At 63.5% G+C, this 22,486-nt stretch carries 18 protein-coding genes; 11 read left to right on the top strand and 7 right to left on the bottom strand.

Annotation, left to right across the window (positions count from 1 at the left end; translation table 11 throughout):
• Nucleotides 1-76 precede the first annotated feature (76 nt).
• The gene (locus tag ACODSR_RS13160; RefSeq protein WP_489077155.1) at nucleotides 77-1,306 is read left to right on the top strand and encodes a BtaA family protein; all 1,230 of its coding nucleotides are present in this window, start codon (nucleotides 77-79) and stop codon (nucleotides 1,304-1,306) included.
• Nucleotides 1,306-1,950, top strand: coding sequence for a class I SAM-dependent methyltransferase (locus ACODSR_RS13155; RefSeq protein ID WP_489077153.1), 645 nt, complete (start codon nucleotides 1,306-1,308; stop codon nucleotides 1,948-1,950). Before ACODSR_RS13160 ends, ACODSR_RS13155 begins: the two co-directional genes overlap by 1 nt.
• Before the next feature lie 169 nt (nucleotides 1,951-2,119).
• Here ACODSR_RS13155 and hemA read toward each other — a convergent pair whose 3' ends face one another.
• Together hemA and murI are read right to left on the bottom strand one after the other, a co-directional pair.
• Nucleotides 2,120-3,346, bottom strand: coding sequence for a 5-aminolevulinate synthase (gene hemA / locus ACODSR_RS13150; protein ID WP_217674892.1), 1,227 nt, complete (start codon nucleotides 3,344-3,346; stop codon nucleotides 2,120-2,122).
• Nucleotides 3,347-3,486: 140 nt separating this feature from the next.
• Nucleotides 3,487-4,290 carry a glutamate racemase gene (gene murI / locus ACODSR_RS13145; RefSeq protein WP_489077230.1) on the bottom strand — a complete coding sequence of 268 codons (804 nt, stop codon included), beginning with the start codon at nucleotides 4,288-4,290 and terminating at the stop codon, nucleotides 3,487-3,489.
• A 101-nt stretch (nucleotides 4,291-4,391) separates the two neighbouring features.
• On the opposite strand from murI, the gene plsY reads away from it, so the two are divergent.
• From plsY to topA, 4 genes are all read left to right on the top strand, one after another.
• Nucleotides 4,392-4,991 (top strand): glycerol-3-phosphate 1-O-acyltransferase PlsY, encoded by a 600-nt coding sequence (plsY, locus tag ACODSR_RS13140; RefSeq protein WP_489077151.1) that lies wholly within the window; start codon nucleotides 4,392-4,394, stop codon nucleotides 4,989-4,991.
• Complete coding sequence (gene dprA, locus ACODSR_RS13135) at nucleotides 4,988-6,070, top strand: DNA-processing protein DprA (RefSeq protein WP_489077149.1); 1,083 nt, start codon at nucleotides 4,988-4,990, stop codon at nucleotides 6,068-6,070. Before plsY ends, dprA begins: the two co-directional genes overlap by 4 nt.
• Nucleotides 6,071-6,367: 297 nt before the next feature.
• A complete protein-coding gene (locus ACODSR_RS13130; protein ID WP_489077229.1) occupies nucleotides 6,368-6,655 on the top strand; it encodes a GIY-YIG nuclease family protein in 288 nt (95 codons plus the stop codon).
• Between the two features lie 174 nt (nucleotides 6,656-6,829).
• Complete coding sequence (gene topA / locus ACODSR_RS13125) at nucleotides 6,830-9,403, top strand: type I DNA topoisomerase (protein ID WP_489077148.1); 2,574 nt, start codon at nucleotides 6,830-6,832, stop codon at nucleotides 9,401-9,403.
• 155 nt (nucleotides 9,404-9,558) lie between these two features.
• On the opposite strand, the gene era is transcribed toward topA, so the two are convergent.
• The 3 genes from era to lepB form a co-directional block, all read right to left on the bottom strand.
• A complete protein-coding gene (gene era, locus ACODSR_RS13120) occupies nucleotides 9,559-10,467 on the bottom strand; it encodes a GTPase Era (protein ID WP_489077146.1) in 909 nt (302 codons plus the stop codon).
• Between the two features lie 230 nt (nucleotides 10,468-10,697).
• Nucleotides 10,698-11,369: a ribonuclease III gene (gene rnc, locus ACODSR_RS13115; protein ID WP_489077144.1), complete on the bottom strand. Its 672-nt coding sequence runs from the start codon at nucleotides 11,367-11,369 to the stop codon at nucleotides 10,698-10,700.
• Nucleotides 11,366-12,205 (bottom strand): signal peptidase I, encoded by an 840-nt coding sequence (gene lepB, locus ACODSR_RS13110; protein ID WP_489077142.1) that lies wholly within the window; start codon nucleotides 12,203-12,205, stop codon nucleotides 11,366-11,368. The genes rnc and lepB overlap by 4 nt, the downstream gene beginning before the upstream one ends.
• Nucleotides 12,206-12,381: 176 nt before the next feature.
• Here lepB and pgi point away from each other — a divergent pair, with 176 nt between their 5' ends.
• Nucleotides 12,382-13,887, top strand: a complete 1,506-nt coding sequence (gene pgi / locus ACODSR_RS13105) for a glucose-6-phosphate isomerase (RefSeq protein WP_489077140.1) — start codon at nucleotides 12,382-12,384, stop codon at nucleotides 13,885-13,887.
• Between the two features lie 181 nt (nucleotides 13,888-14,068).
• Nucleotides 14,069-15,415, top strand: a complete 1,347-nt coding sequence (gene gor / locus ACODSR_RS13100) for a glutathione-disulfide reductase (RefSeq protein ID WP_489077138.1) — start codon at nucleotides 14,069-14,071, stop codon at nucleotides 15,413-15,415.
• Nucleotides 15,416-15,545: 130 nt separating this feature from the next.
• Here the strand turns inward: gor and ACODSR_RS13095 are convergent, their stop codons facing one another.
• Both ACODSR_RS13095 and ACODSR_RS13090 read right to left on the bottom strand, forming a co-directional pair.
• Complete coding sequence (locus tag ACODSR_RS13095) at nucleotides 15,546-16,253, bottom strand: 2OG-Fe dioxygenase family protein (protein WP_489077136.1); 708 nt, start codon at nucleotides 16,251-16,253, stop codon at nucleotides 15,546-15,548.
• 55 nt (nucleotides 16,254-16,308) lie between these two features.
• The gene (locus ACODSR_RS13090; protein ID WP_489077135.1) at nucleotides 16,309-17,724 is read right to left on the bottom strand and encodes a helix-turn-helix domain-containing protein; all 1,416 of its coding nucleotides are present in this window, start codon (nucleotides 17,722-17,724) and stop codon (nucleotides 16,309-16,311) included.
• A gap of 229 nt (nucleotides 17,725-17,953) precedes the next feature.
• On the opposite strand from ACODSR_RS13090, the gene ACODSR_RS13085 reads away from it, so the two are divergent.
• The 3 genes from ACODSR_RS13085 (at nucleotide 17,954) to scpA (ending at nucleotide 22,367) form a co-directional block, all read left to right on the top strand.
• Nucleotides 17,954-19,486 (top strand): acyl-CoA carboxylase subunit beta, encoded by a 1,533-nt coding sequence (locus ACODSR_RS13085; RefSeq protein WP_119745821.1) that lies wholly within the window; start codon nucleotides 17,954-17,956, stop codon nucleotides 19,484-19,486.
• A gap of 102 nt (nucleotides 19,487-19,588) precedes the next feature.
• Nucleotides 19,589-20,026, top strand: a complete 438-nt coding sequence (mce, locus tag ACODSR_RS13080; RefSeq protein ID WP_489077133.1) for a methylmalonyl-CoA epimerase — start codon at nucleotides 19,589-19,591, stop codon at nucleotides 20,024-20,026.
• Nucleotides 20,027-20,213: 187 nt separating this feature from the next.
• Nucleotides 20,214-22,367 (top strand): methylmalonyl-CoA mutase, encoded by a 2,154-nt coding sequence (scpA, locus tag ACODSR_RS13075; protein ID WP_489077131.1) that lies wholly within the window; start codon nucleotides 20,214-20,216, stop codon nucleotides 22,365-22,367.
• Nucleotides 22,368-22,486: the final 119 nt, after the last annotated feature.

Below are 22,486 nucleotides of genomic sequence, written 5' to 3'. Positions count from 1 at the left end.
CGCTATCGTCACGGTGACGACGCGCAGTTGCCCTATGGGCCACGCCACGACCCGATAGCGAGGAGGCTTGAACAGCATGGCGGCACCGGCCCATAAGAAGATCACGCGCGCGGTGCATCGCCACCGCCATCTGTCGAAGCAGGGGCTGCTGGAGCGGGCCTTTACCTTTGCGTTCCGGGGTCTGGTCTATGCCCAGATTTGGGAGGACCCGGCGGTGGATATGGAGGCGCTGGCGATCACGCCCGATTGCCATGTCGTGACGATCGCGTCGGGGGGCTGCAATGTGCTGTCCTATCTGACCGCCGATCCGGCGAAGATCACCGCCGTGGACCTGAATACCGCGCACATCGCGCTCAACCGATTGAAGCTGATGGCGGCGCGGACTTTGCCCGATCATGCCGCCTTCCACCGTTTTTTCGCACAGGCGGACAGCCGCGAGAATGTTGCGGCCTATCGGGATGTGGTGGCCCCGCATCTGGATGAGGCGACGCGGCGTTACTGGGAAGGGCGTGACCTCATTGGGCGGCGGCGGATCGGCGGCTTTGCGCGCGGCATTTACAAGCATGGCCTGCTGGGGCGCTTTATTGGCGCGGCGCATCTGCTGGCGCGGCTGCATGGCGTCAATCCCCGGCGGATGCTGGACGCCACGACGCTGGCCGAGCAGCGGGTGATTTTCGAGGCGGAGCTGGCGCCGATTTTCGATAAGGCATTTGTGCGCTGGCTGACCAGCCAGCCCGCCTCGCTCTTTGGCCTGGGCATCCCGCCCGCGCAGTTCGAGGCGCTGGCGGGCGATGAGCGGATGGACGCGGTGCTGAAAGCGCGTCTCAAGAAACTGGCCTGTGACTTTGATCTGAAGGATAATTATTTCGCGGTGCAGGCGTTCGGGCGGGGCTATGCTGCCAATGACCCTGCAAGTGAGGGGCCGTTGCCGCCCTATTTGCAAGCGGCCAATCATGACGCGGTGCGGGCGCGGGCGGACCGGGTCGATGTGCGGCATGTCAATTTCACCGATTTCCTGCGCGATCAGCCCGCCGCGTCGGCGGATCGCTACATATTGCTCGATGCGCAAGACTGGATGGATGACGATCAGTTGAATGCGCTGTGGGCGCAGATCACGCGGACGGCGAAACCGGGCGCGCGAGTACTGTTCCGCACGGCAGGAGAACCCAGCATCCTGCCCGGACGGGTCGTGGACGTGGTGATGGACCAGTGGGCGTATCAGGCCGAGGCGTCACGCGATTACACCGCGCGCGACCGGTCGGCCATTTATGGCGGCGTGCATCTCTATGTGCTGAAGGACGCGTGATGAGCGACCATGGGCGGTTGATGGACGGCACCTATCGGTGGCAGCGGCACATTTATGACATCACGCGCAAATATTATCTGTTGGGGCGTGATGGCCTGATCGCCGATCTTGCCCCGCCATCGGGTGGCAGCGTGCTGGAAATTGGCTGCGGCACCGGGCGCAACCTGATCGCGGTGGGTAAGGTCTGGCCCCATGCGCGGCTCTATGGCGTCGATATTTCGCAGGCGATGCTGGGCACAGCGCAGATTGCGGTGGAGCGGGTCGGCATGGCCTGCCGCGTCAGGCTGGCGCGGGGCGATGCGGTCGATTTCGATCCGCAAGCGCTGTTCGGGCGGGCGACGTTCGACCGGGTGTTCATAAGCTATGCACTGTCGATGATCCCGCAATGGGAGGCAGCATTACGCCAGGCCGCGCTCTGTGTCGCGCCGGGCGGGCGACTGGAGGTGGTGGATTTCGGGCAGCAGGAACGGTTGCCGGGCGCGTGGCGCGCAGCTTTGTTCGGCTGGCTTGCGCGGTTCCATGTGACGCCGCGCGCGGTGCTGGGCGATGCGATCGAGGCGGTTGCGCGCGATGTGGGCGGTGAGCCAAGCGTGCGGGCGCTGTATCGCGGTTATGCGGTGCGGGGTGGGGTAGTGCGGCTTTGACCTTGCCTCTCCCGCCGGGAGAGGCAACGAGACTTGGCAGCTCGCTGCCTAGTCGCAGTGGTGAGGGGATGTGACCTACCGATAGGGCGGATGCCCTCATCCAACTTCGCCTAACTGGCTGCGCCAGTAAGGCTGCGTATCCTCCTCCCAATGGGAGAAGGATTTTTCCTCACGCCGCCTTGCGTTCCGCCAGTTCCAGGTCGAGGCGCGACCAGATTTCCACCAGCGCCTTCACCAGATCGCGCATCATCGCTTCGGTGTGGGCGGGGCCGGGGGTGAAGCGGAGGCGTTCGGTGCCGCGGGGGACAGTCGGGTAATTGATCGGCTGCACATAGGCGCCATATTCGGCGAGCAAAATGTCGCTGATCCGCTTGGCCTTGACCGGATCGCCCACCATCAGCGGGACGATATGGGTGACCGTATCCATGACGGGGAGGCCGGATTCGGCCATGAGTTGCTTGAGCAGCGCAGCCGACGCCTGCTGACCCTCGCGCTCTTCGCTGGAGCCTTTGAGATGCCGCACGCTAGCCAGCACGCCCGCGACCAGCACGGGGGAGAGCGAGGTGGTGAAGATAAAGCCGGGCGCATAGCTGCGGATCACGTCGACGATCATCTGGTCAGCCGCGATATAGCCGCCCATGACGCCGAACGCCTTGCCCAGCGTCCCTTCGATGATGGTCAGCCGGTCCGCGACAGCATCCCGTTCCGAAATGCCGCCGCCGCGTGCGCCATACATGCCCACCGCATGGACTTCATCCAGATAGGTGAGCGCGTTAAACTCGTCGGCCAAGTCGCAGATCGCGGCGATCGGCGCGACATCGCCGTCCATCGAATAGACGCTCTCAAACGCGATCAGCTTGGGGGCTTCGGGATCTTCGGCCTCCAGCAATTCGCGCAGATGATCGACGTCATTGTGACGGAAAACACGCTTTTCGCAGCCCGAATTGCGGATGCCCGCGATCATGCTGGCATGGTTCAACTCGTCGGAAAAGACGATGCAGCCGGGCAGCAGCTTGGCCAGCGTGGAGAGCGTCGCCTCGTTCGAGACATAGCCCGACGTGAACAGCAAAGCTGCGTCCTTGCCATGCAGGTCGGCCAGTTCGCCTTCCAGATCGACATGATAATGGGTGTTGCCGCCGATATTGCGGGTGCCGCCAGAGCCTGCGCCGACGTCGTGCAGCGCCTCTTCCATGGCCGCTACGACCTTGGGATGCTGGCCCATGGCGAGATAGTCGTTGGAACACCAGACGGTGATGGGCTTTGGACCATTATGGCCGTGAAAACAGCGCGCATTGGGGTAGGCACCCCGGTTGCGGAGGATGTCGATAAAAACCCGATACCGGCCTTCTTCATGGAGACGGTCGATCGCCTGCGCAAAGATATGCTTGTAGTTCACGCTCGCCCAATCCCTTGACAACCCGCATCCTCTGGTCGGCCATTTACCGGCAGATGGCGCGCTTTACCAGCGCTAACCGTTCGCAGACATAGGGAGAAATACCGATCAATGAAATCGGACCTTTTGTCCAAGGGGCGGAATCAGAGCTGTTCGATCCGGTTCAGACCATAGCGGGCGAGCGCCGGGGCCAGCGCGCGGACATGATCATCGACCCGCGTGAACACGGCGATGCCGGGGGCTGGCGCGTCCGGCCAGGGCTGGCCCTGCGTCAGAAAAGCTATGCGCCGGGCGATGCCTTCGCCGCCATGAACGAAGGTGAGCGGACGGGACGCGGCTGCGGCCAGTTCCGCCTCCACCAGCGGAAAATGGGTACAGGCCAGCGCCACTATGTCCATCCGGTCGCCGCCCGGCTGGTCGGTCAGGCCCGCCAGCGCGGCGCGGGTAATGGCAGGATCGAGCGGTTCGCCGCGCAGCTTGGCTTCGGCCAATTGCACCAGCGCCGCGCAGCCATGGCGCAGCATGATGCAGTCCGCGCCATGTTCCGCCGCCAGCCTGTCGACATAGGGCTGGCGCACCGTGGCGTCGGTCCCCAGCACGCCGAACACGCGGGTTCTGGACGCCAGCGCGGCCGGCTTTATCGCCGGGACGGTGCCGACAACCGGAATGTCGAGCGCCGCGCGCACATGGCTGAGGGCGATGGTCGAGGCAGTGTTGCAGGCGATGACGGCGAGGCGCGGGCGGTATCGCTCCACCAACCGCCCCAGCAGCGCCGGCACCCGCGCGGCAATCTCCGCCTCGCTCTTCGTGCCATAGGGAAATCCCGCGCTGTCGGCGGCATAGACGACCGGCGCGGTCGGGATCAGCGCGCGGGCGGGGGCGAGGATGGACAGACCCCCGACGCCGGAATCGAAAAAGAGAATGGGAGCTTGTGGCGCGACCGTCATTATGGAGGGATATGTCGCGGCATCGGGCAGGGGTGTCAACAGAGGCATTGCCCGCCCCGGCTGTCACGCTATGGTCGCCTGATCCTATTATCGGCGAGAACATGACACTTCCCTGGCTGCTTCCCCTGTTCGTTCTGGTCCTTGGCTATCTGCTGGGGTCCATTCCCTTTGGTCTGTTGCTGACCCGCTTCACCGGCGCGGGCGATTTGCGGCAGATTGGCTCCGGCAATATCGGCGCGACCAATGTGTTGCGGACGGGGCGCAAGGGGCTGGCTGCGGCGACGCTGCTGCTCGATCTGCTCAAGGGCGCGGCGGCGGTGCTGATTGGCGCGGCACTGATCGACGGGGGCGGGCCGATGGCGGGGGCGGCGGCCTTTATCGGCCATTGCTATCCGGTCTGGCTGCGCTTTGCCGGTGGCAAGGGCGTGGCGACGATGATGGGCGTGGTGACGGCGCTCCATTGGCCTGCTGGCTGCATTTTTGCCGCTGTCTGGCTGGGCGCGCTGTTTGGCACCAAATGGTCGTCGGTGGGCGGCATGGCGGCGGCAGTGAGTGCGCCGGTCGCCTTGTGGTTTATGGGGCGGATCGAGTTGGTGCCGGTGGCGCTGGCCATGGCGCTGATCCTGCTGTGGCGGCACCGCGCCAATATCGCGCGGCTGATGCAGGGGACTGAACCGAAGATCGGGTCCAGCAAAGAGTGAGCGAGCAGGAGCGGTTCGACCGGCTGCGGCTCATTCGATCGCCGCGGATCGGCCCGGTCAGCTACCGGCAATTGCTGGCGCGCTTCGGCACGGCAGGCGCGGCGTTGCGCGCCATTCCCGATCTGGCGGCGCGCGGTGGCGGCAAGGCGAGCGTGGCCGATGCGGGCGCGGTGGAGCGGGAGATCGCAGCGTCGCGGGCGTTGGGCGCACGCTATTTGTTGATGGGGGACGCGGACTATCCCGCTTTACTGGACCAGTTTGAAGGCGCGCCCCCTGCTCTGATCGTGCGGGGGGATGCGGGGCTGGCGGCGGGCCAGTGCATCGCCATGGTCGGCGCGCGCAATGCGTCGGCGGCGGCGGTGCGGTTTGCGCGGACGCTGGCGCAGGATCTGGGTCAGCGCGGCGCGGTGGTCGTGTCAGGGCTGGCGCGGGGGATTGATACGGCGGCGCATCAGGGATCGGTGGGCAGCGGAACGATTGGCGTCATCGCCTGTGGGGTGGACGTCGTCTTTCCGCCGGAAAACCGGGATTTGCAGGCGCAGATTGCAGAGAGCGGCCTGCTGGTGACCGAGCATCCGCCCGGCGTGCAGCCGCTGGCGCGGCATTTCCCCGCGCGCAACCGGATCATCGCCGGACTGGCGGTGGGCACGGTGGTGGTGGAGGCGGCGCCCAAATCGGGTTCTCTGATCACCGCGCGGCTGGCTGGCGAGGCGGGGCGGGAGGTGATGGCGGTGCCGGGATCGCCACTCGACCCGCGCGCGCAGGGCTGCAACCAATTGATCCGCGAAGGCGCGACCTTGATCCAGAATGCCGACGATGTGCTGGAGGCGGTGGGCAGCATCGACATCCGCATGGTGCGGCAGGGCAGTTTCGATTTCGCAGGTGAACCGGTGTCCAGCGACGTCGCGGCGCGCGAACGCAACGCCGTCGTCGCGCTGCTCGGCCATGCGCCGGTGCCGGTGGACGAACTGATCCGCCTGAGCGGGCTTAGCCCGGCGGTGGTGCAGACGGTGCTGCTGGAACTGGAACTGGCCGAGCGGCTGGACCGGCTGGCGGGGGGTAGGGTGAGTTTGCGGTGAGGGAATATCCATGGTTCCGTAAATCGGGTTTCATCTACAAGCCGGTCAGTCGCGAAGGACATTTCGTTGCGATAGCGATGGTTGTCACAGTGTTGCCACTCGGCTTTGGCTTCCTTTATCTTTCAAGGACTGACCCAATGGCCAGTTGGATATGCGGGGTGGCTGCGGTGCTACTTCTGTTCGGCTTTCAAGCGGTCGTAGCCTATATGTCCGAAGGTAATTTCGGCGACGATTAATTTTCCACCGTCATGCCAGCGAAGGCTGGCATCTCAGGCGGTGGCGCGTAACATTCGCCCCATGCGCGGCGGCTGGACCTACATCATGACCAACAAGCCGCGTGGCGTGCTGTATGTCGGCGTGACCAATTCGCTCCATGTTCGCGTGGACCAGCATCGGCGCGGCGTTGGATCGGATTTCTGTCGCCAGTATAATCTCCATCGTCTCGTTCTGGCGGAGCGCCATGATCATATCGCGGATGCCATAGCGCGGGAGAAAGCGATCAAGGCGTGGAAGCGCGAATGGAAAATCCGGTTGATCGAGGAAATGAACCCGGAGTGGAGCGATCTCTTCGACTTCATCGTGTAGTCGCCTGAGATGCCAGCCTTCGCTGGCATGACGGGGTAGGGGCTGGCATGACGGCAGCGCTAGGGGCTGGCGCTCCCTTCGCATCTCCCCTAATCACACGCACCGCTTGACGCCCGCCGTCATCGCCTTCCAGACTCGCGCGTACGTGTGAGGCATCAAAGTTCGGGGCCGTAAATGCAGCTTGTCATCGTCGAATCGCCTGCCAAGGCCAAGACCATCGAGAAATATCTGGGCGGGGATTTTCATGTTCTGGCCAGTTACGGCCATATCCGCGATCTGCCCGCCAAGGACGGGTCGGTGGACCCGGACGACGGCTTTGCGATGCAGTGGGAAAATTATGGCGACAAGGGCAAGCAGCTCAAGGCCATCAGTGATGCCGCCAAGGGCGCGTCACGATTGATCCTGGCGACTGACCCTGATCGCGAAGGGGAAGCGATCAGCTGGCATGTGCAGGAGGTGCTGCGCGCCAAGAAGGCGCTGCCAGCCGTTGTGGACCGGGTGACGTTCAACGCGATCACCAAGGCCGCCGTGCTGGACGCGATGGCGAAGCCGCGCGCGCTGGACGAGGATCTGATCGACGCCTATCGGGCGCGCCGGGCGCTCGACTATCTGGTGGGCTTTACCCTGTCGCCGGTGCTGTGGCGCAAGCTGCCGGGTGCCAAGTCGGCAGGCCGGGTCCAGTCGGTCGCGCTGCGGCTGGTGGTGGAGCGGGAGCGGGAGATCGAATCCTTCAGCCCGCAGGAATATTGGTCGGTCGCCGCCGACATGGAGCAGGACGGCACCGCCTTCACCGCGCGGCTGGTCCGTTGGAAGGGCGAGAAGATCGAGCGGCTGACGATCGGCCGTGAGGGCGACGCGATGGCGGCCAAGGCCGATGTCGAAGCCGGGCGCTTCACGGTGGAGAAGGTCGAGACCAAGCCGCTCACCCGCAACCCGCCGCCGCCCTTCACGACATCGACCATCCAGCAGGAAGCGGCGCGCAAGCTCGGCTTTTCCGCCAGCCATACGATGCGGATCGCGCAGCAACTCTATGAGGATGGCGCGATCACCTATATGCGGACCGACGGCGTGCAGATGGACAGCAGCGCCATTTCCGCCGCGCGCGCTGCGATCGCGCAACGCTATGACGGCGGCTATGTGCCGGACAAACCGCGCATCTACCAGACCAAGGCTAAGAATGCGCAGGAAGCGCATGAAGCCATCCGCCCGACCGATTTTTCGCGGGACAAGGTGGGCAGCGGCGATCATGCGCGGCTCTATGACCTGGTGTTCAAGCGGGCACTGGCCAGCCAGATGGCGTCGGCACGGCTGGAACGCACCACGATCGACATGAACGACGCCACCGGCACGCATACGCTGCGCGCGACCGGGCAGGTGGTGATCTTCCCCGGCTTCCTTGCGCTGTACGAGGAAGGGCGTGACGACAGCGACGATGATGACGGCAAACTGCTGCCGCGCATGAGCGAAGGTGACGCGCCCGCCAAGAAGAAGGTGAGCGCCGAGCAGCATTTCACCCAGCCACCACCGCGTTACTCGGAAGCATCGCTGGTCAAGCGGCTGGAGGAACTGGGGATCGGGCGTCCGTCCACCTATGCCTCGACGTTGCAGGTGCTGAAAGACCGCGACTATGTGCGGATCGAGAAGAACCGCTTTTTCGCCGAGGAGAGCGGGCGGCTGGTGACGGCGTTTCTGGAACGCTTTTTCGAGCGTTATGTCTCCTATGACTTCACCGCAGGCCTTGAGGACGAGCTGGACGATATTTCCGGTGGCCGCGCCCAATGGCAGGCGGTGCTGGAAGCCTTCTGGAAGGACTTCAAGCCCAAGACCGCCGAGGTCATGGAACAGAAGCCGAGCGACATTACCGCGGCGCTCGACAAGTTTCTGGAGCCGATGCTGTTCCCGCCTAAGGCCGACGGCAGCAATCCGCGCGCCTGCCCGCTCTGCGCGGAGGGGCAATTGTCGCTGCGCGGCGGGCGGTTCGGCGCGTTCATTGCCTGCTCCAATTACCCGGAATGCAAATATACCCGCAAATTCGGCCAGCCGGGCGGCAAGGATGGCGAGGATACTGGTCCCGAAGTGCTGGGCAAGCATCCCGAAACGGGCCAAGATATCGTCAAGAAATCCGGCCGCTTTGGTCCCTATATCGAAATGGGCGAAGGCAAGGAGGCCAAGCGCGGATCGATTCCCAAGGATCTGCCCGATGGCGAACTGACGCTCGACTGGGGCATCAAGCTGCTGAGCCTGCCGCGCGAAATCGGCCTGCACCCCGAAACGGGCAAGCCGATCGTGGCGAATATCGGGCGCTTTGGTCCCTATCTGCTGCATGACGGCAAATATGGGCGGCTGTCATCGACGTCGGAGATTTTCGAAGTCGGCATGAACAGCGCAGTGGTGAAGCTGGCCGAAGCCGCCAACCGGGGGCCGCGTAGCGCTGGCCGCGAGCCGTTGAAGGTGCTGGGCGCGCATCCGCGCACGGAGCTGGAGATCAAGCTGATGGAGGGCCGCTATGGCGCTTATGTCACCGACGGCACGACCAATGCGACCCTGCCCAAGACGGTGGACAAGGACCAGCTGACGCTGGAGGAAGCGGCGCAATTGATCGACGCCCGCGCGGCGGCGGCCCCGGCCAAGAAGGGCGCGAAGAAGAAAGCCGCGCCCAAGAAGGCGGCGGCTAAGAAAGATGGCGCGGCGAAGAAGCCAGCTGCGAAGAAAGCACCTGCGAAGAAGAAGGTGGCGGCGGCGGAGTAAGCGTCGCGTCCATTCACTCCGTAATCCCGCACCCTTCGACAGGCTCAGGACAGGCTTGATGCGGGATCCATTCGGCGCAGCGCTACGAGAGTAAGCAGCGTAGCGCCGAATGGATCCTGACTTCCGTCAGGATGACGGCGGTTTGTGAAGGGCTGCTATTCCACCCAGTCCAGCCCGATGTCGCGGTAAATCCCGCGATCATTTTCCCAATCTTCCTTGACCTTCACATGCAGATAGAGATGGACCTTCACCCCCAGCAGGTTCGCCAGTTCCTCACGCGCTTTTGAGCCGATTTCCTTGAGGCGCTGCCCGCCCTTGCCCAGCACGATGGCGCGCTGGGTCGGGCGGCCGACCAGGATTTGCTGGTGGATTTCGACCGATCCGTCCTGCCGTTCCTTATATTGTTCGGTATCGACAGCGGCGGCATAGGGCAGTTCGGCGTGGAGCTGGTGATAAAGCTGTTCGCGGGTGATTTCCGCCGCCAGCATCCGGTCGGTCGCGTCCGACACCTGATCTTCGGGGAAATGCCATGGCCCTTCCGGCATCGCGGCGGCGAAGGCTGCTTTCAGTTCAGGCAGGCCATCGCCGGTCGCGGCGGACACGAAGAAGATTTCGTCGAAGCCCAGCGTGTCGTTCAGCACCTGGGTATGGGTCAGCAGCTTTTCCTTGATGGCGATGTCCACCTTGTTGAGGATCAGCCATTTGCGTTCGGTGCGATGCTTGAGCGCTTCGATGATGGGTTCCAGCTTGGGGCCACGGCCCGCCTTGCCATCCACCACCATCGCGATCAGGTCCGCGCCCTGCGCGCCGCCCCAGGCCGCCTGCACCATGGCGCGGTCCAGCCGCCGCTTGGGCGCGAAGATGCCCGGCGTATCGACCAGCACGATCTGCGCGTCGCCTTCTATCGCGACGCCCATCACACGGGTGCGCGTGGTCTGCGCCTTGGCACTGGTGATCGCCACCTTCTGCCCCACCAGCGCGTTGACCAGCGTGGACTTGCCCGCATTGGGCGCGCCGACAATGGCAATGACGCCGCAGCGCTGGGCTTCTAATTCAACCGTCAATTTTATTCCATTCTGTTCCAAATACTCCCGCGCAGGCGGAGGAGAATTGCGTATGACTCTTGGTTGTCTCTTCCGCGTCATCCTGAACTTGTTTCAGGATCCATCGCGCCGCACGAGCCGCCGCTTGTGACGAGAAATGGATGCTGAAACGAGTTCAGCATGACGTAGTAAAATTAGGCGCCTTCCAGTTGAGATCGGTCTGCTTGGGAGTATGGTGTAGCATATCGGCGTCACCCCGTCAGCTTCTCCAGCAACGCCGCCGCTGCCGCTGTTTCGGCTTCCTGTTTCGATCCGCCGGTCGCGCTGGCCTCGCCCGCGCCCTTGATCGTCACTGATACGATGAAGCGCAGCGCGTGATGGGGGCCGGAGCGGTCCTTGACTTCATATTCAGGGGGCTTGCGCTTGTTGGCGGCGGCCCATTCCTGGAGCGCGGATTTGGGGTGGCGCGGGGCGGCGGTCTGGGTGTCCACCCGGTCGGCCCAGAGGCGACGGACGAGGGTGCGCGCTTCCTCCAGCCCCGCCTCCAGATAGAGCGCGCCGATCAGCGCCTCCATCACGTCGCCCAGCACATTGTCGCTATTGGCCGCGCCATCGTCGCGCGCCTGCTTGCCCAGCACCAGATGGGTGGGGACGCCCGCTGCGCGCGCCACGTCTGCGCAGGTTTCGCCCGACACCAGCGCATTGAAGCGGCGCGACAATTTGCCTTCGGGCTCGCCCGAAAAGCGCTCGAACACCCATTCGGACACCAGCAGCCCCAGCACCCGGTCGCCCAGAAACTCCAGCCGCTCATAATTGACCGGGTTCGCGCTGCCATGGGTCAGCGCCTGTTGGAACGGCGCAGGGTCGCGTGGCGAACGCCCGATCAGCGCCGCCAGCCAGCCCGCCGTGTCGGGTTTACTCAAAAGCCTTCCCCGATACGGTTCCAGCGCGCAGCCGAGAACCAGGTCCAGGGCAGCAGCCAGTTGGCGCTGCCATCGGTCGAGAACACCGAGATCATTGCCTTGCCCACCAGATTTTCTTCCGGCACCAGGCCGATACCGCCGCCTTCGACCGCCGGGAAGCGGCTGTCGGCGCTGCGATCACGATTGTCGCCCATCATGAACAAATGGCCCTGCGGCACCAGCACCGTATCGCGATCATCCGCTGCGCCGTCCGGCACCAGATCGAGGACATTATAGCTTTTCGCGGGCGCATCCTTGGTCGCGGGCAGTGTTTCGCGATATTGCGGGTAGCGGCACTGCTTGCCACCGCCGGGTGCAGCTTCCTCGAAATCGGGGCGATAGCAGGGGGACTCCGCGCCTTCCTTCGCCGCCGCATCGGTCATGTTCGGGGTCACCGGAATAACGAGGTCGGCGACCTTCTGCTTGGGGATGGCCGCGCCGTTGAGATAGACCGTGCCGCCGCGCACGGCGATCATGTCACCGGGCAGGCCGATCACCCGCTTGATATAGTCGTTTTTCTGGCTTGGTGGTGCCTTGAACACCACGACGTCGCCGCGCGCGGGCGTGGACGCGAAAATGCGGCCGGGGATCAGGGGCAAGCTGAAGGGCAGCGAATAGCGCGAATAGCCATAGGGCCATTTGGCGACCAGCAGATAATCGCCGATCAGCAGGCGTGGCTGCATCGATTCCGACGGAATATTGAACGGCGAAATGATGAAACTGCGCAGCACAAAGACGAACAGGCCCAGCCTGGCGAGGAACCAGATAAAGTCCCGCGTTTCCGATTTTGCAGTCATGGGTGGCCGTTCAATCCCTGTGAAATGGCCGGTAATTGGGCCGTCGCGGCTTTTGGGGCTTGGCGCCTGACACGTCAAGCGCGTCCTGACCGATGCAATTGGTCGAAACATTGGCTAAAGAGGCCAAGAATCGGCAGGTGCAGCGCCGGTTTCGATTTCATCGAAGAGGATATTCCATGCCGAGTCCTGCACTGGCGGCCATCGCCGCCCTGCCGCAAGCCGACCTCAAGTCGATTTTTACGACCAATCCCGACCGCCTGTCCAAGCTGGTGCTGACCCAGGGACCAATCCGGTTCGACTGGTCCAAGACGCATTTGACCGATGATCTGATGACCGGATTTCTGGCGCTGGCCGACGAGCAGGGCTTTGCCCGGCGGCGCGACGCGCTGTTTGCGGGCGAGGCGGTGAACAACACCGAAGGCCGCGCCGCCGAGCATCCTGCCGAGCGTGGCGAGGGGAACCCCGACAGCGTTGCCCATGCCAAGATGCTGCATAACCGGATGCGCGGCCTGATCGACGCGATCGAGGCCGGGGCGCTGGGCGAGATTCGCCATATCCTGCATATCGGCATTGGCGGGTCGGCGCTTGGTCCCGACCTGATCGTCGATGCGCTGGACGGTGACGGGGTGCGTTATGACGTGGCGATCGTGTCCAATGTCGATGGCACGGCGCTGGAGCGGGCGATCGAGGGGTTCGATCCCCATGCGACGCTGATCGCGATCGCCTCCAAGACTTTCACCACCAGCGAAACCATGCTGAACGCCGCAAGCGCGATCAACTGGATGGTCGAGGGCGGGGTGGATGATCCCTATGGCCGCGTCGTCGCGCTGACCGCCGCGCCCGAACGGGCGATGGAATGGGGTGTCGATGAAACCCGCATCCTGCCCTTTGCCGAGTCCGTGGGCGGGCGTTATTCGCTCTGGTCCTCGATCGGTTTCCCCGCCGCGCTGGCGCTGGGCTGGGATGCGTTTGAAAGCCTGCTGGAGGGCGCGGCCGAAATGGACCGCCATTTCCGCCTGTCCGATCCGGCGCAGAATATCCCGCTGATCGCGGCCTTTGCCGACCAATATTATGCGCGTGTAATGGGCTGCCAGACCCGCGCCGTGTTCGCCTATGACGAGCGGCTGGCGCTGCTGCCCTCCTATCTCCAGCAGTTGGAGATGGAGAGCAATGGCAAGGCGGTGAAGCTGGACGGATCGCCGGTCGATGGCCCGACCGCGCCGATCACCTGGGGCGGGGTGGGGACGGACGCGCAACATGCCGTGTTCCAGTTGCTGCATCAGGGGACGATCATCACGCCGGTAGAGTTTATCGCGTCGATCGAGCCTGGCCATGCGCTGGACCCGGCGCATCATCGCGCGCTGCTGGTCAACTGCTTTGCGCAGGGGGCGGCGTTGCTGCGAGGCAAGGATAATGCCGCCGACCCGGCGCGCGCCTATCCCGGCAACCGGCCGTCCACCACCATCCTGATGGACGATGTGACCCCGCACGCGCTGGGCGCGCTGATCGCCTTTTACGAGCATCGCACCTTTGCCAATGCGGTGCTGATGGGGATCAACCCGTTCGACCAGTTCGGCGTGGAGCTGGGCAAGGAGATTGCCAAGTCTATCGAGACCGATGGACCGACCGGGTTTGACCCATCGACCATGGCGCTGATCGAGATTGCGCTGGGAGCGGAATAGTCCATCAATCCGTTCGCCCTGAGCGAAGTCGAAGGGCTAGGCTGAGCGCAGCGAAGCCACTTCGACTTCGCTCAGTGGAGGGCTTCGACTTCGCTCAGCCCGAACGGACCGAGTATAAAAATCCCGTTTGTAACTCCCGCGCCCAACCGCCATATCCCCCGCACCCAATCGGAGGCCAGGCATGAGCGAGTTTGATTTCGACCTTTTCGTCATCGGTGCAGGATCGGGCGGCGTGCGGGCGTCGCGCGTGGCGGCGGCGCATGGGGCGAAGGTTGCGGTGGCCGAGGAATTTCGCGTCGGCGGCACCTGTGTCATTCGCGGCTGCGTGCCCAAGAAGCTGCTGATCTACGGCGCGCATTTCGCCGAGGATCTGAAGGACGCGCGCCGTTTTGGCTGGAATGTCCCAGAGTGCGGCTTTGAATGGACCACGCTGCGCGACAATGTGCTGGGTGAGGTTGACCGGCTGGAAGGTCTCTACAAGAATACGCTGAACAGCCATAAGGTCGAGATGATCCCCGAACGGGCGGTCGTGACCGGGCCGCACAGCGTGAAGCTGGCCAGCGGTCGCGAAGTGACCGCGAAATATATCCTCGTCGCGACCGGTGCCTGGCCGATCATGCCGGAGATTGAGGGCGCGGAACATGGCATCACCTCCAACGAAGTGTTCCATCTGGACGCATGCCCCAAGCGCATCGTCATCGTTGGCGGCGGTTATATCGCCAATGAATTTGCCGGCATCTTCCACCAGTTCGGCAGCCATGTGACGATCGTGAACCGGTCCGCCACGCTGCTGCGCGGCTATGACGAGCAGATACGTGACCGGCTGCTCCAGATTTCGATGACCAAGGGCATCAATTTCCGTTTCAACGCGCAGATGGAGCGGATCGAAAAGAAGGAGGACGGCACGTTGTGCGTCCACTTCGCGTCGGGCGATCCGGTTGCCGCCGACATCATCCTGTTTGCGACCGGGCGCAAGCCCAATGTCGATGGGCTGGGGCTGGAGAGTGCGGGCGTCGCACTGGACGACAAGGGCGCGATCAAGGTCGATGAGTATAACAAGACCAGTTGCGAGAGCATCTATGCCGTGGGCGACGTCACCGATCGGTTGCAACTGACCCCGGTGGCGATCCGCGAGGGTCATGCCTTTGCCGACACGGTGTTTGGGGGGAACCCGCGCACGGTCGATTATGACTGCGTGCCGTCCGCCGTGTTCAGCCATCCGCCGCTGGCCGGGGTCGGCATGACCGAAGCGCAGGCGAAGAACAAGCTGGGGACGGTCAAGGTCTATACGTCCGACTTCCGCCCGATGAAATATGTGCTGGCGGGGCGCGAGGAGCGGGCGCTCTACAAGATGATCGTGGACGCGACGACCGACCGGGTGGTGGGGCTGCACATGATCGGTCCCGACGCGCCGGAGATATTGCAGGCCGCCGCCATCGCGGTGAAGGCAGGGCTGACCAAGCAGGATTTCGATGACACTGTGGCGCTACATCCGAGCATGGCGGAGGAATTGGTGCTGTTGAAATAATCCGAAAAAATCCTCCCCTTTAAGGGGAGGGGGACCGTCGGCGTAGCCGATGGTGGAGGGGTGTCACCCTATCGAGAGGGTTACACCCCTCTGTCAGGCTCCGCCTGCCACCTCCCCCGCCGGGGCAGGATTATTGATGCACAAACGTCACCACCAGCGCATCGCGCCAGGCTGGTTGCGCGACATCCACCGCGTGAATTTCCGTCACCCCATGCAATATCCGCCGGTCATCGATCAGCATCGCGTCGCCCGGTTCCGCCAGCATGAACTCGCCCAGCGCCGTGCCGTCGGGCGCGCCGATGCGGGTCACGCCCTCGCGCACATTGCGCCTTTCGATCAGCATCACGAACACATGGTCCACCCCGTCGCGGTGCAGCCCTTCGGGCGTCGGGCGACCGACTTCGCCGGGTTTGGCTTCGATACGGAACTGGTGCATTTCGACATGGGCGGGGCCGGTCGTCGGGAAATGACCGGCGCAAAAGGCGAAGATCGCGCGACAGACCGGATTGTCGATCGTGGCCTGATCGACCGGATCGAACCAGCGCTGCACATCACCATTGAGCGCATTATAGTCGGGGCTCTGATAATGGGGCTGGTGCGGCTGGCGGGCAAAATCGCCATGCTCATAGCGAAAGGTCGCGTGGCGGCGGCGGCGATAGCGTCCGCCGTCGGCCATATAGAGGTCCGGCCCCAGATCGTTCCAGCTATCGGCGAAAGCGCGCCAGTCAGCCGCATCGACGCCCAGTTGCGCGAAACTTTCTTCGCCCGACAGGCGTGCATAGCCAGTCGTCGCGAGAGCATCAGTTACGGGGTCGATCAGCGCACTATCGGTCATCATGCATCCCTAATGCCCAACCCAAACGAGCGACAGGGCCGCTTTCCGCAGGCTGGCTTCACCCGATCCAGTAGGGGACGATCTGGCGATTGTCCGGGTCGACATGGATCGGCCGGTCGGCTGGCGGGAAGGCGCGCTGGTCGCAGCTTTGGCGTGAACAGAGGCGGCAGGTGATGCCGATCGGTGTCGCTGCGCCCTCATCCTCCAGCCGCAGCCCGTCGGCATAGACGAAGTTCGCCGCATGGGCGGTTTCGCATCCCAGCACCACGGCAAAGCGGCGCGGGGTGCGGCTGTAGCTGCCCGATGGTTTCACCAGCCCCTTGGCCATCGACACATAGCGCACCCCGTCGGGCGTCTCGCCTAGTTGCACGTTAATGCGGTCGGGGATGGCGACGGCTTCATGGACGTTCCACAAGGGACAAGCGCCGCCAAAACGGGCGAATTGCAGCCGCGTGGCGCTGTGCCGCTTGGTGATGTTGCCCGCCATATCGACCCGGCAGAAGAAGAAGGGGATGCCGCGCAGGCCGGGCCGTTGCAGCGTGGAGAGACGATGGCAGGCCTGCTCGAAACTGACGCCAAAGGTGCGGGCCAGCCGGTCGATATCGTGGCGCATCACCCGCGCGGCCTCCCGGAACGGTGCATAGGGCATCAGCAGCGCCCCCGCCGCATAATTGCCAAGGCCGATCGCCAGCAGCCGGTCCGCGCCGGGGACGGGCAGGGCGGCCTTGGTGACCACGTCGGCGATCACTGCCTGTCCCTCCAGCATCATCAATTGATGCGCCAGCATGAACTTGCGGCTTTCGGTGGGCAGGGCGGCGTTGACGAACAGCTTGCGCGTGACGCTGCTATAGGATCGCAGTGCGCTGTCGGGCGTGTCGGCGATCAGCGTTTCGATACCATGTCGCCGCGCCAGCGCCTCGACCAGCATCCCCTCGTCCAAAGCTTGCCCGGCGGTGAAGCTGGCGGCCATATCCTCGGCCAGGCAGTCGATCGCGTGGACATAATTGCCCGCCTCATGAAACCAGTCGCGCGCTGCCTCCCACGGCAGGCGCGCCTGCACCGTGCTGTCGTTGGCGATCGCTTCCTCGATCATGTTGATGCGTTCATTGGCACGGATATGGGCGTTGTAAAGGTCGAGATAGCGGGCCGCGAATTCGGGGAATTGCAGGTGCAATTTCTCGATCCGCTCCGGCTCCAGCGCGACGCCGGGCAGTTCGGGATGGCTGAGCGCAAAGGTGAAGGCACCGAGCATCTGCTCATCTTCGCGCGCGTCGAAACTCGCCCAATCGGTCGGAAATGCGTTGGCCAGCGCCGCCTTGACCTTGGCGGTCAGGGGGCGATCGTCATTTTCCATCTGGGACAGGTAGGATACGGATATGCCCAGCGCCTGCGCCATCGTCGCCTGATCCATGCGATGGTCGAGGCGCAACTGGCGCAGCCTTGGTCCTGCAAATATACTATTGCCGCGTGCCATGGTGTATGCCTGTCCTTTGTGTAACCCAAGCTCCGTTCGTTTCTAACTAAGTCGAGAAACAGGGGCGCGACGTTTCTCGACTTCGCTCGAAACGAACGGAGGGAAGTACAAGCGACACTAATTTGCGAAGTGGTGATTTGCAAATTAGCAAATTTACATTTGCGAAAAATCGCAAAGACGGGAAAAGGGCGTCATAACAAGTCCGCGCCCTGACCGGAGAGATATGCCTATGTCGAAACTCGCCATCATCGAACAGCTGGAAGCCAAGCGCGAAGGTGCTCGCATGGGTGGCGGCCAGCGCCGCATCGACGCGCAGCATGGCAAGGGCAAGCTGACCGCGCGTGAGCGGATCGAGGTGTTGCTGGACGAGGGCAGCTTTGAAGAGCTGGACATGTATGTCGAGCATAATTGCACCGATTTCGGCATGGATGAGGCGCATATTCCCGGCGATGGCGTCGTCACCGGCTCCGGCACGATCAACGGTCGGCTGGTATTCCTGTTCAGCCAGGATTTCACGGTTTATGGCGGCGCAGTGTCCGAACGGCACGCGATGAAAATCTGCAAGATCATGGACATGGCGCTGAAAGTCGGTGCGCCGGTGATCGGCCTGAATGACAGCGGCGGCGCGCGGATTCAGGAGGGCGTGGCGTCGCTTGCGGGCTATGCCGAGATTTTCCAGCGCAATGTGCTGGCGTCGGGCGTGGTGCCGCAGATCAGCGTCATCATGGGGCCATGCGCGGGCGGCGCGGTCTATTCGCCCGCGATGACCGACTTCATCTTCATGGTGAAGGATTCAAGCTTCATGTTCGTGACCGGCCCCGATGTGGTCAAGACGGTGACGAACGAGGTGGTGACGCAGGAGGAACTGGGCGGCGCGGTGACGCATACGACCAAGTCGGGCGTGGCGGACGTGGCGTTCGAAAATGATATCGAGGCATTGCTGGCGGTGCGCGATTTCGTGGACTTCCTGCCCGCGTCGAACAAGGAACCGGTGCCGGAGCGGCCGAGCGCCGACCCGTGGGACCGGATCGAGCCGAGCCTCGACACGCTGATCCCCGCCAATGCGAACCAGCCCTATGACATGCACGAACTGATCAGGAAGATCGTGGATGAAGGCGATTTCTTCGAAGTGCAGCCTGCTCATGCGGGTAACATCATCTGCGGCTTTGGCCGGGTCGAGGGGCGGACTGTCGGCATCGTCGCCAACCAGCCTTTCGTGCTGGCGGGCGTGCTGGACATTAATTCGTCCAAGAAGGCCGGGCGTTTCGTCCGCTTCTGCGATGCGTTCGAGATACCGATCGTGACGCTGGTGGACGTGCCGGGCTTCCTGCCGGGGACCGCGCAGGAACATAATGGCATCATCAAACATGGCGCCAAACTGCTGTTCGCCTATGCCGAAGCGACGGTGCCGAAAATCACCATCATCACACGCAAGGCCTATGGCGGCGCTTATGACGTGATGGCGTCCAAGCATCTGCGCGGCGATTTGAACTATGCCTGGCCGACCGCCGAAATCGCAGTGATGGGAGCCAAGGGCGCGGTGGAGATTATCTTCCGCGGCAAGACGGCGGACGAGATTGCCGAGCGCACCGCGGAATATGAAGCACGCTTCGCCAACCCGTTCGTGGCCGCCTCAAAGGGCTTCATCGACGAAGTGATCCAGCCGCACTCGACGCGGCGGCGGATCGCGCTGGGCCTGCGGAAATTGCGCAACAAGGCGCTGGAGAATCCGTGGAAGAAGCATGACAATATTCCGCTTTAATATGACGTCATGCCAGCGAAGGCTGGCATCTCATGCGGCTTGACCGGCCTTTCGAGGCCTGAGGCCCCAGCCTTCGCTGGGGTGACGGAACAGGAAAGTGATATGAAACTCGGCCGTCTCAATCATATCGGCGTCGCCACGCCCAGCCTTGAACAGAGCATCGCTTATTATCGCGATGTGATGGGCGCGACGAAGATCCATGAACCGTTCGACCTGCCTGCGCAGGGGGTGAAGGTCTGTTTCGTCGATACGCCGGGTGAGAATGGCACGGCGGGGACGCAGATCGAGCTGATCGAGCCTTTCGACGAAAGCTCGCCGATCACCGCCTTCATCGCCAAGAACCCGGCCGGGGGGCAGCATCATATGTGCTATGAAGTACCCGACATTCTTGAGGCGAAGGCATGGTTCGAGGCGAAGGGCGCGCGGGTGCTGGGCGAGCCGCGGATCGGGGCGCATGGCACGCCGATCTTCTTCGTGCATCCCAAGGATATGAACGGGGTGCTGACCGAGATCATGGAGACGCCGAAGGCGGCGCACTAGCGATTAAAACCTCCCCCCGTCGGGGGGAGGCAGCGAGACTTGGGGGCTGCGCAGCAGACCCTTAGTCGCAGCGGAGAGGGGGCGCGACGCCCGATGGGTCGGCCACCCTCTCCAACTTCGGCTAGGCAGACAAGCTGCCAAGCCTGCATATCCTCTCCCCGCTGGGGAGAGGGAGTGAGGGTGGAATATGACCGACAAGCCGACGCTGGATCAATGGGCTGCCGCTGCCGCCAAGGAAGTGAAGGGCAAGGATTTGACCTGGGCGACCCCGGAAGGGATCGCGGTCAAGCCGCTCTACACCGCCGACGACGTGACCGTCGATCCGGGCTTGCCGGGCTTTGCGCCGTTCACGCGGGGCGTGCGCGCCTCCATGTATGCGGGGCGGCCATGGACCATCCGCCAATATGCAGGCTTTTCGACCGCCGAGGAATCCAACGCCTTCTATCGCCGCAACCTCGCCGCCGGTCAGAAGGGGCTGTCGGTCGCGTTCGATCTGGCGACCCATCGCGGTTATGACAGCGACCATCCGCGCGTCACCGGCGACGTTGGCAAGGCTGGCGTGGCGATCGACACGATCGAGGATATGAAGATCCTGTTCGACGGGATTCCGCTCGACCAGATGTCGGTCAGCATGACGATGAACGGCGCGGTCATTCCCATCCTCGCCTTCTTCATCGTCGCGGGCGAGGAGCAGGGTGTCGACCGCAAATTGCTCGACGGGACCATCCAGAACGACATCCTCAAGGAGTTCATGGTCCGCAACACCTATATCTACCCGCCCGAACCATCCATGCGGATCATCAGCGACATTTTCGGCTATACGTCGCGTGAGATGCCCAAGTTCAACAGCATCTCCATTTCCGGCTATCATATGCAGGAAGCTGGCGCGACGCAGGTGCAGGAATTGGCCTTCACCATCGCCGACGGCATGGAATATGTAAAATATGGCGTGGCCAGCGGCCTCGACATCGACAAGTTCGCCGGACGCCTGAGCTTCTTCTTCGCCATCGGCATGAACTTCTTTATGGAGATCGCCAAGCTGCGCGCGGCCCGCGTGCTGTGGCATCGCGCAATGACGGAACTGGGCGCGAAGGACGAGCGGTCCAAGATGCTGCGCACCCATTGCCAGACGTCGGGCGTGTCGCTGACCGAGCAGGACCCCTACAACAACGTCATGCGCACCACGATCGAGGCGATGGCCGCGATGCTGGGCGGCACCCAATCGCTGCACACCAATGCGCTGGACGAAGCGATCGCGCTGCCCACCGATTTTTCCGCCCGTATCGCGCGCAACACGCAGATCGTGATCCAGGAAGAAACCGGCATGACCAAGGTGGTCGATCCGCTGGGTGGGTCTTATTATGTCGAGGCGCTGACACAGCAACTGGTCGATGAAGCCTGGGCGATCATCGAGAAGGTGCAGGCCGATGGCGGCATGGCGAAGGCCGTGGCGGCAGGATGGCCCAAGGCGATGATCGAGACGGCGGCGGCGGCGCGGCAGGCGCGGGTCGATCGCGGCGATGACGTCATCGTGGGCGTGAACAAATATCGGCTGGCGAGCGAGGATTTCCTCGACACGCTGGACATCGACAATGCCAAGGTGCGCGAAGGCCAGATCGCCCGGATCAACCGGGTGAAGGCGGAGCGCGACAGCGCGAAATGCGAAGCGGCGTTGCAGGCGCTGCGCGACGGCGCGGCCAGGCCGTCCAGCCTCGACAACAACCTCCTCGCCCTCGCCGTGGAGGCCGCCCGCGCCCGCGCGACTTTGGGCGAAATTTCTTCGGCGATGGAAGAAAGCTTCGATCGTTACGGAACCCAGCCGACGCCGGTGAAGGGCGTCTATAGCGCGCCCTATGAGGGCGACAGCCGCTGGCAACAAGTACTCGACGGCGTGCAGGCCGTCGAGCGGCGCCTCGGTCGCAAACCCAAACTCCTCATAGCCAAGATGGGGCAGGATGGGCATGACCGGGGCGCCAACGTGATCGCATCCGCGTTCGGTGACATGGGCTTCGACGTCGTGTCGGGACCGCTGTTCCAGACGCCCGATGAAACGGTCGTGCTGGCGCTGGACAGCGGCGTCGATGTCGTGGGCGCATCGTCGCTGGCGGCGGGCCACAAGACGCTGATCCCGGACCTGATCGCCAAGCTGCGCGAAGCGGGCCGCACCGACATCAAGGTGATTGCGGGCGGCGTCATCCCGCCGCAGGATTATGACTATCTCCGTGACGCGGGCGTCCAGGGCATTTATGGACCGGGGTCCAATGTCGTGGAATGCGCCGCCGACGTGCTGCGCCTCCTCGGCCACAACATGCCCCCTGCGGGGCTGGAGGACGCCGCTTGACTACCTTCTTCATCCTTATCCGCACCCAACAGCCGTTCGTTTCGAGCGTAGTCGAGAAACGTTGGCACAGCGCTTGCCGCTTCTCGACTTCGCTCGAAGCGAACGGAGGTGGTAAGTGA

The organism is Sphingobium sp. FG125 (assembly GCF_057809795.1).
Note: the sequence above shows the minus strand (reverse complement) of the source record. Positions and strands in the feature narration are given on the sequence as shown.

Excerpts from the sequence above, each read along its gene's own strand:
- scpA (WP_489077131.1), top strand. The coding sequence starts at position 20,214 with ATGACCGACAAGCCGACGCTGGATCAATGGGCTGCCGCTGCCGCCAAG.
- pgi (WP_489077140.1), top strand. The coding sequence starts at position 12,382 with ATGCCGAGTCCTGCACTGGCGGCCATCGCCGCCCTGCCGCAAGCCGAC.
- ACODSR_RS13130 (WP_489077229.1), top strand. The coding sequence starts at position 6,368 with ATGCGCGGCGGCTGGACCTACATCATGACCAACAAGCCGCGTGGCGTG.
- murI (WP_489077230.1), bottom strand. The coding sequence starts at position 4,290 with ATGACGGTCGCGCCACAAGCTCCCATTCTCTTTTTCGATTCCGGCGTC.
- mce (WP_489077133.1), top strand. The coding sequence starts at position 19,589 with ATGAAACTCGGCCGTCTCAATCATATCGGCGTCGCCACGCCCAGCCTT.
- gor (WP_489077138.1), top strand. The coding sequence starts at position 14,069 with ATGAGCGAGTTTGATTTCGACCTTTTCGTCATCGGTGCAGGATCGGGC.
- ACODSR_RS13095 (WP_489077136.1), bottom strand. The coding sequence starts at position 16,253 with ATGATGACCGATAGTGCGCTGATCGACCCCGTAACTGATGCTCTCGCG.
- topA (WP_489077148.1), top strand. The coding sequence starts at position 6,830 with ATGCAGCTTGTCATCGTCGAATCGCCTGCCAAGGCCAAGACCATCGAG.
- ACODSR_RS13160 (WP_489077155.1), top strand. The coding sequence starts at position 77 with ATGGCGGCACCGGCCCATAAGAAGATCACGCGCGCGGTGCATCGCCAC.
- plsY (WP_489077151.1), top strand. The coding sequence starts at position 4,392 with ATGACACTTCCCTGGCTGCTTCCCCTGTTCGTTCTGGTCCTTGGCTAT.
- ACODSR_RS13090 (WP_489077135.1), bottom strand. The coding sequence starts at position 17,724 with ATGGCACGCGGCAATAGTATATTTGCAGGACCAAGGCTGCGCCAGTTG.
- ACODSR_RS13085 (WP_119745821.1), top strand. The coding sequence starts at position 17,954 with ATGTCGAAACTCGCCATCATCGAACAGCTGGAAGCCAAGCGCGAAGGT.
- lepB (WP_489077142.1), bottom strand. The coding sequence starts at position 12,205 with ATGACTGCAAAATCGGAAACGCGGGACTTTATCTGGTTCCTCGCCAGG.
- ACODSR_RS13155 (WP_489077153.1), top strand. The coding sequence starts at position 1,306 with ATGAGCGACCATGGGCGGTTGATGGACGGCACCTATCGGTGGCAGCGG.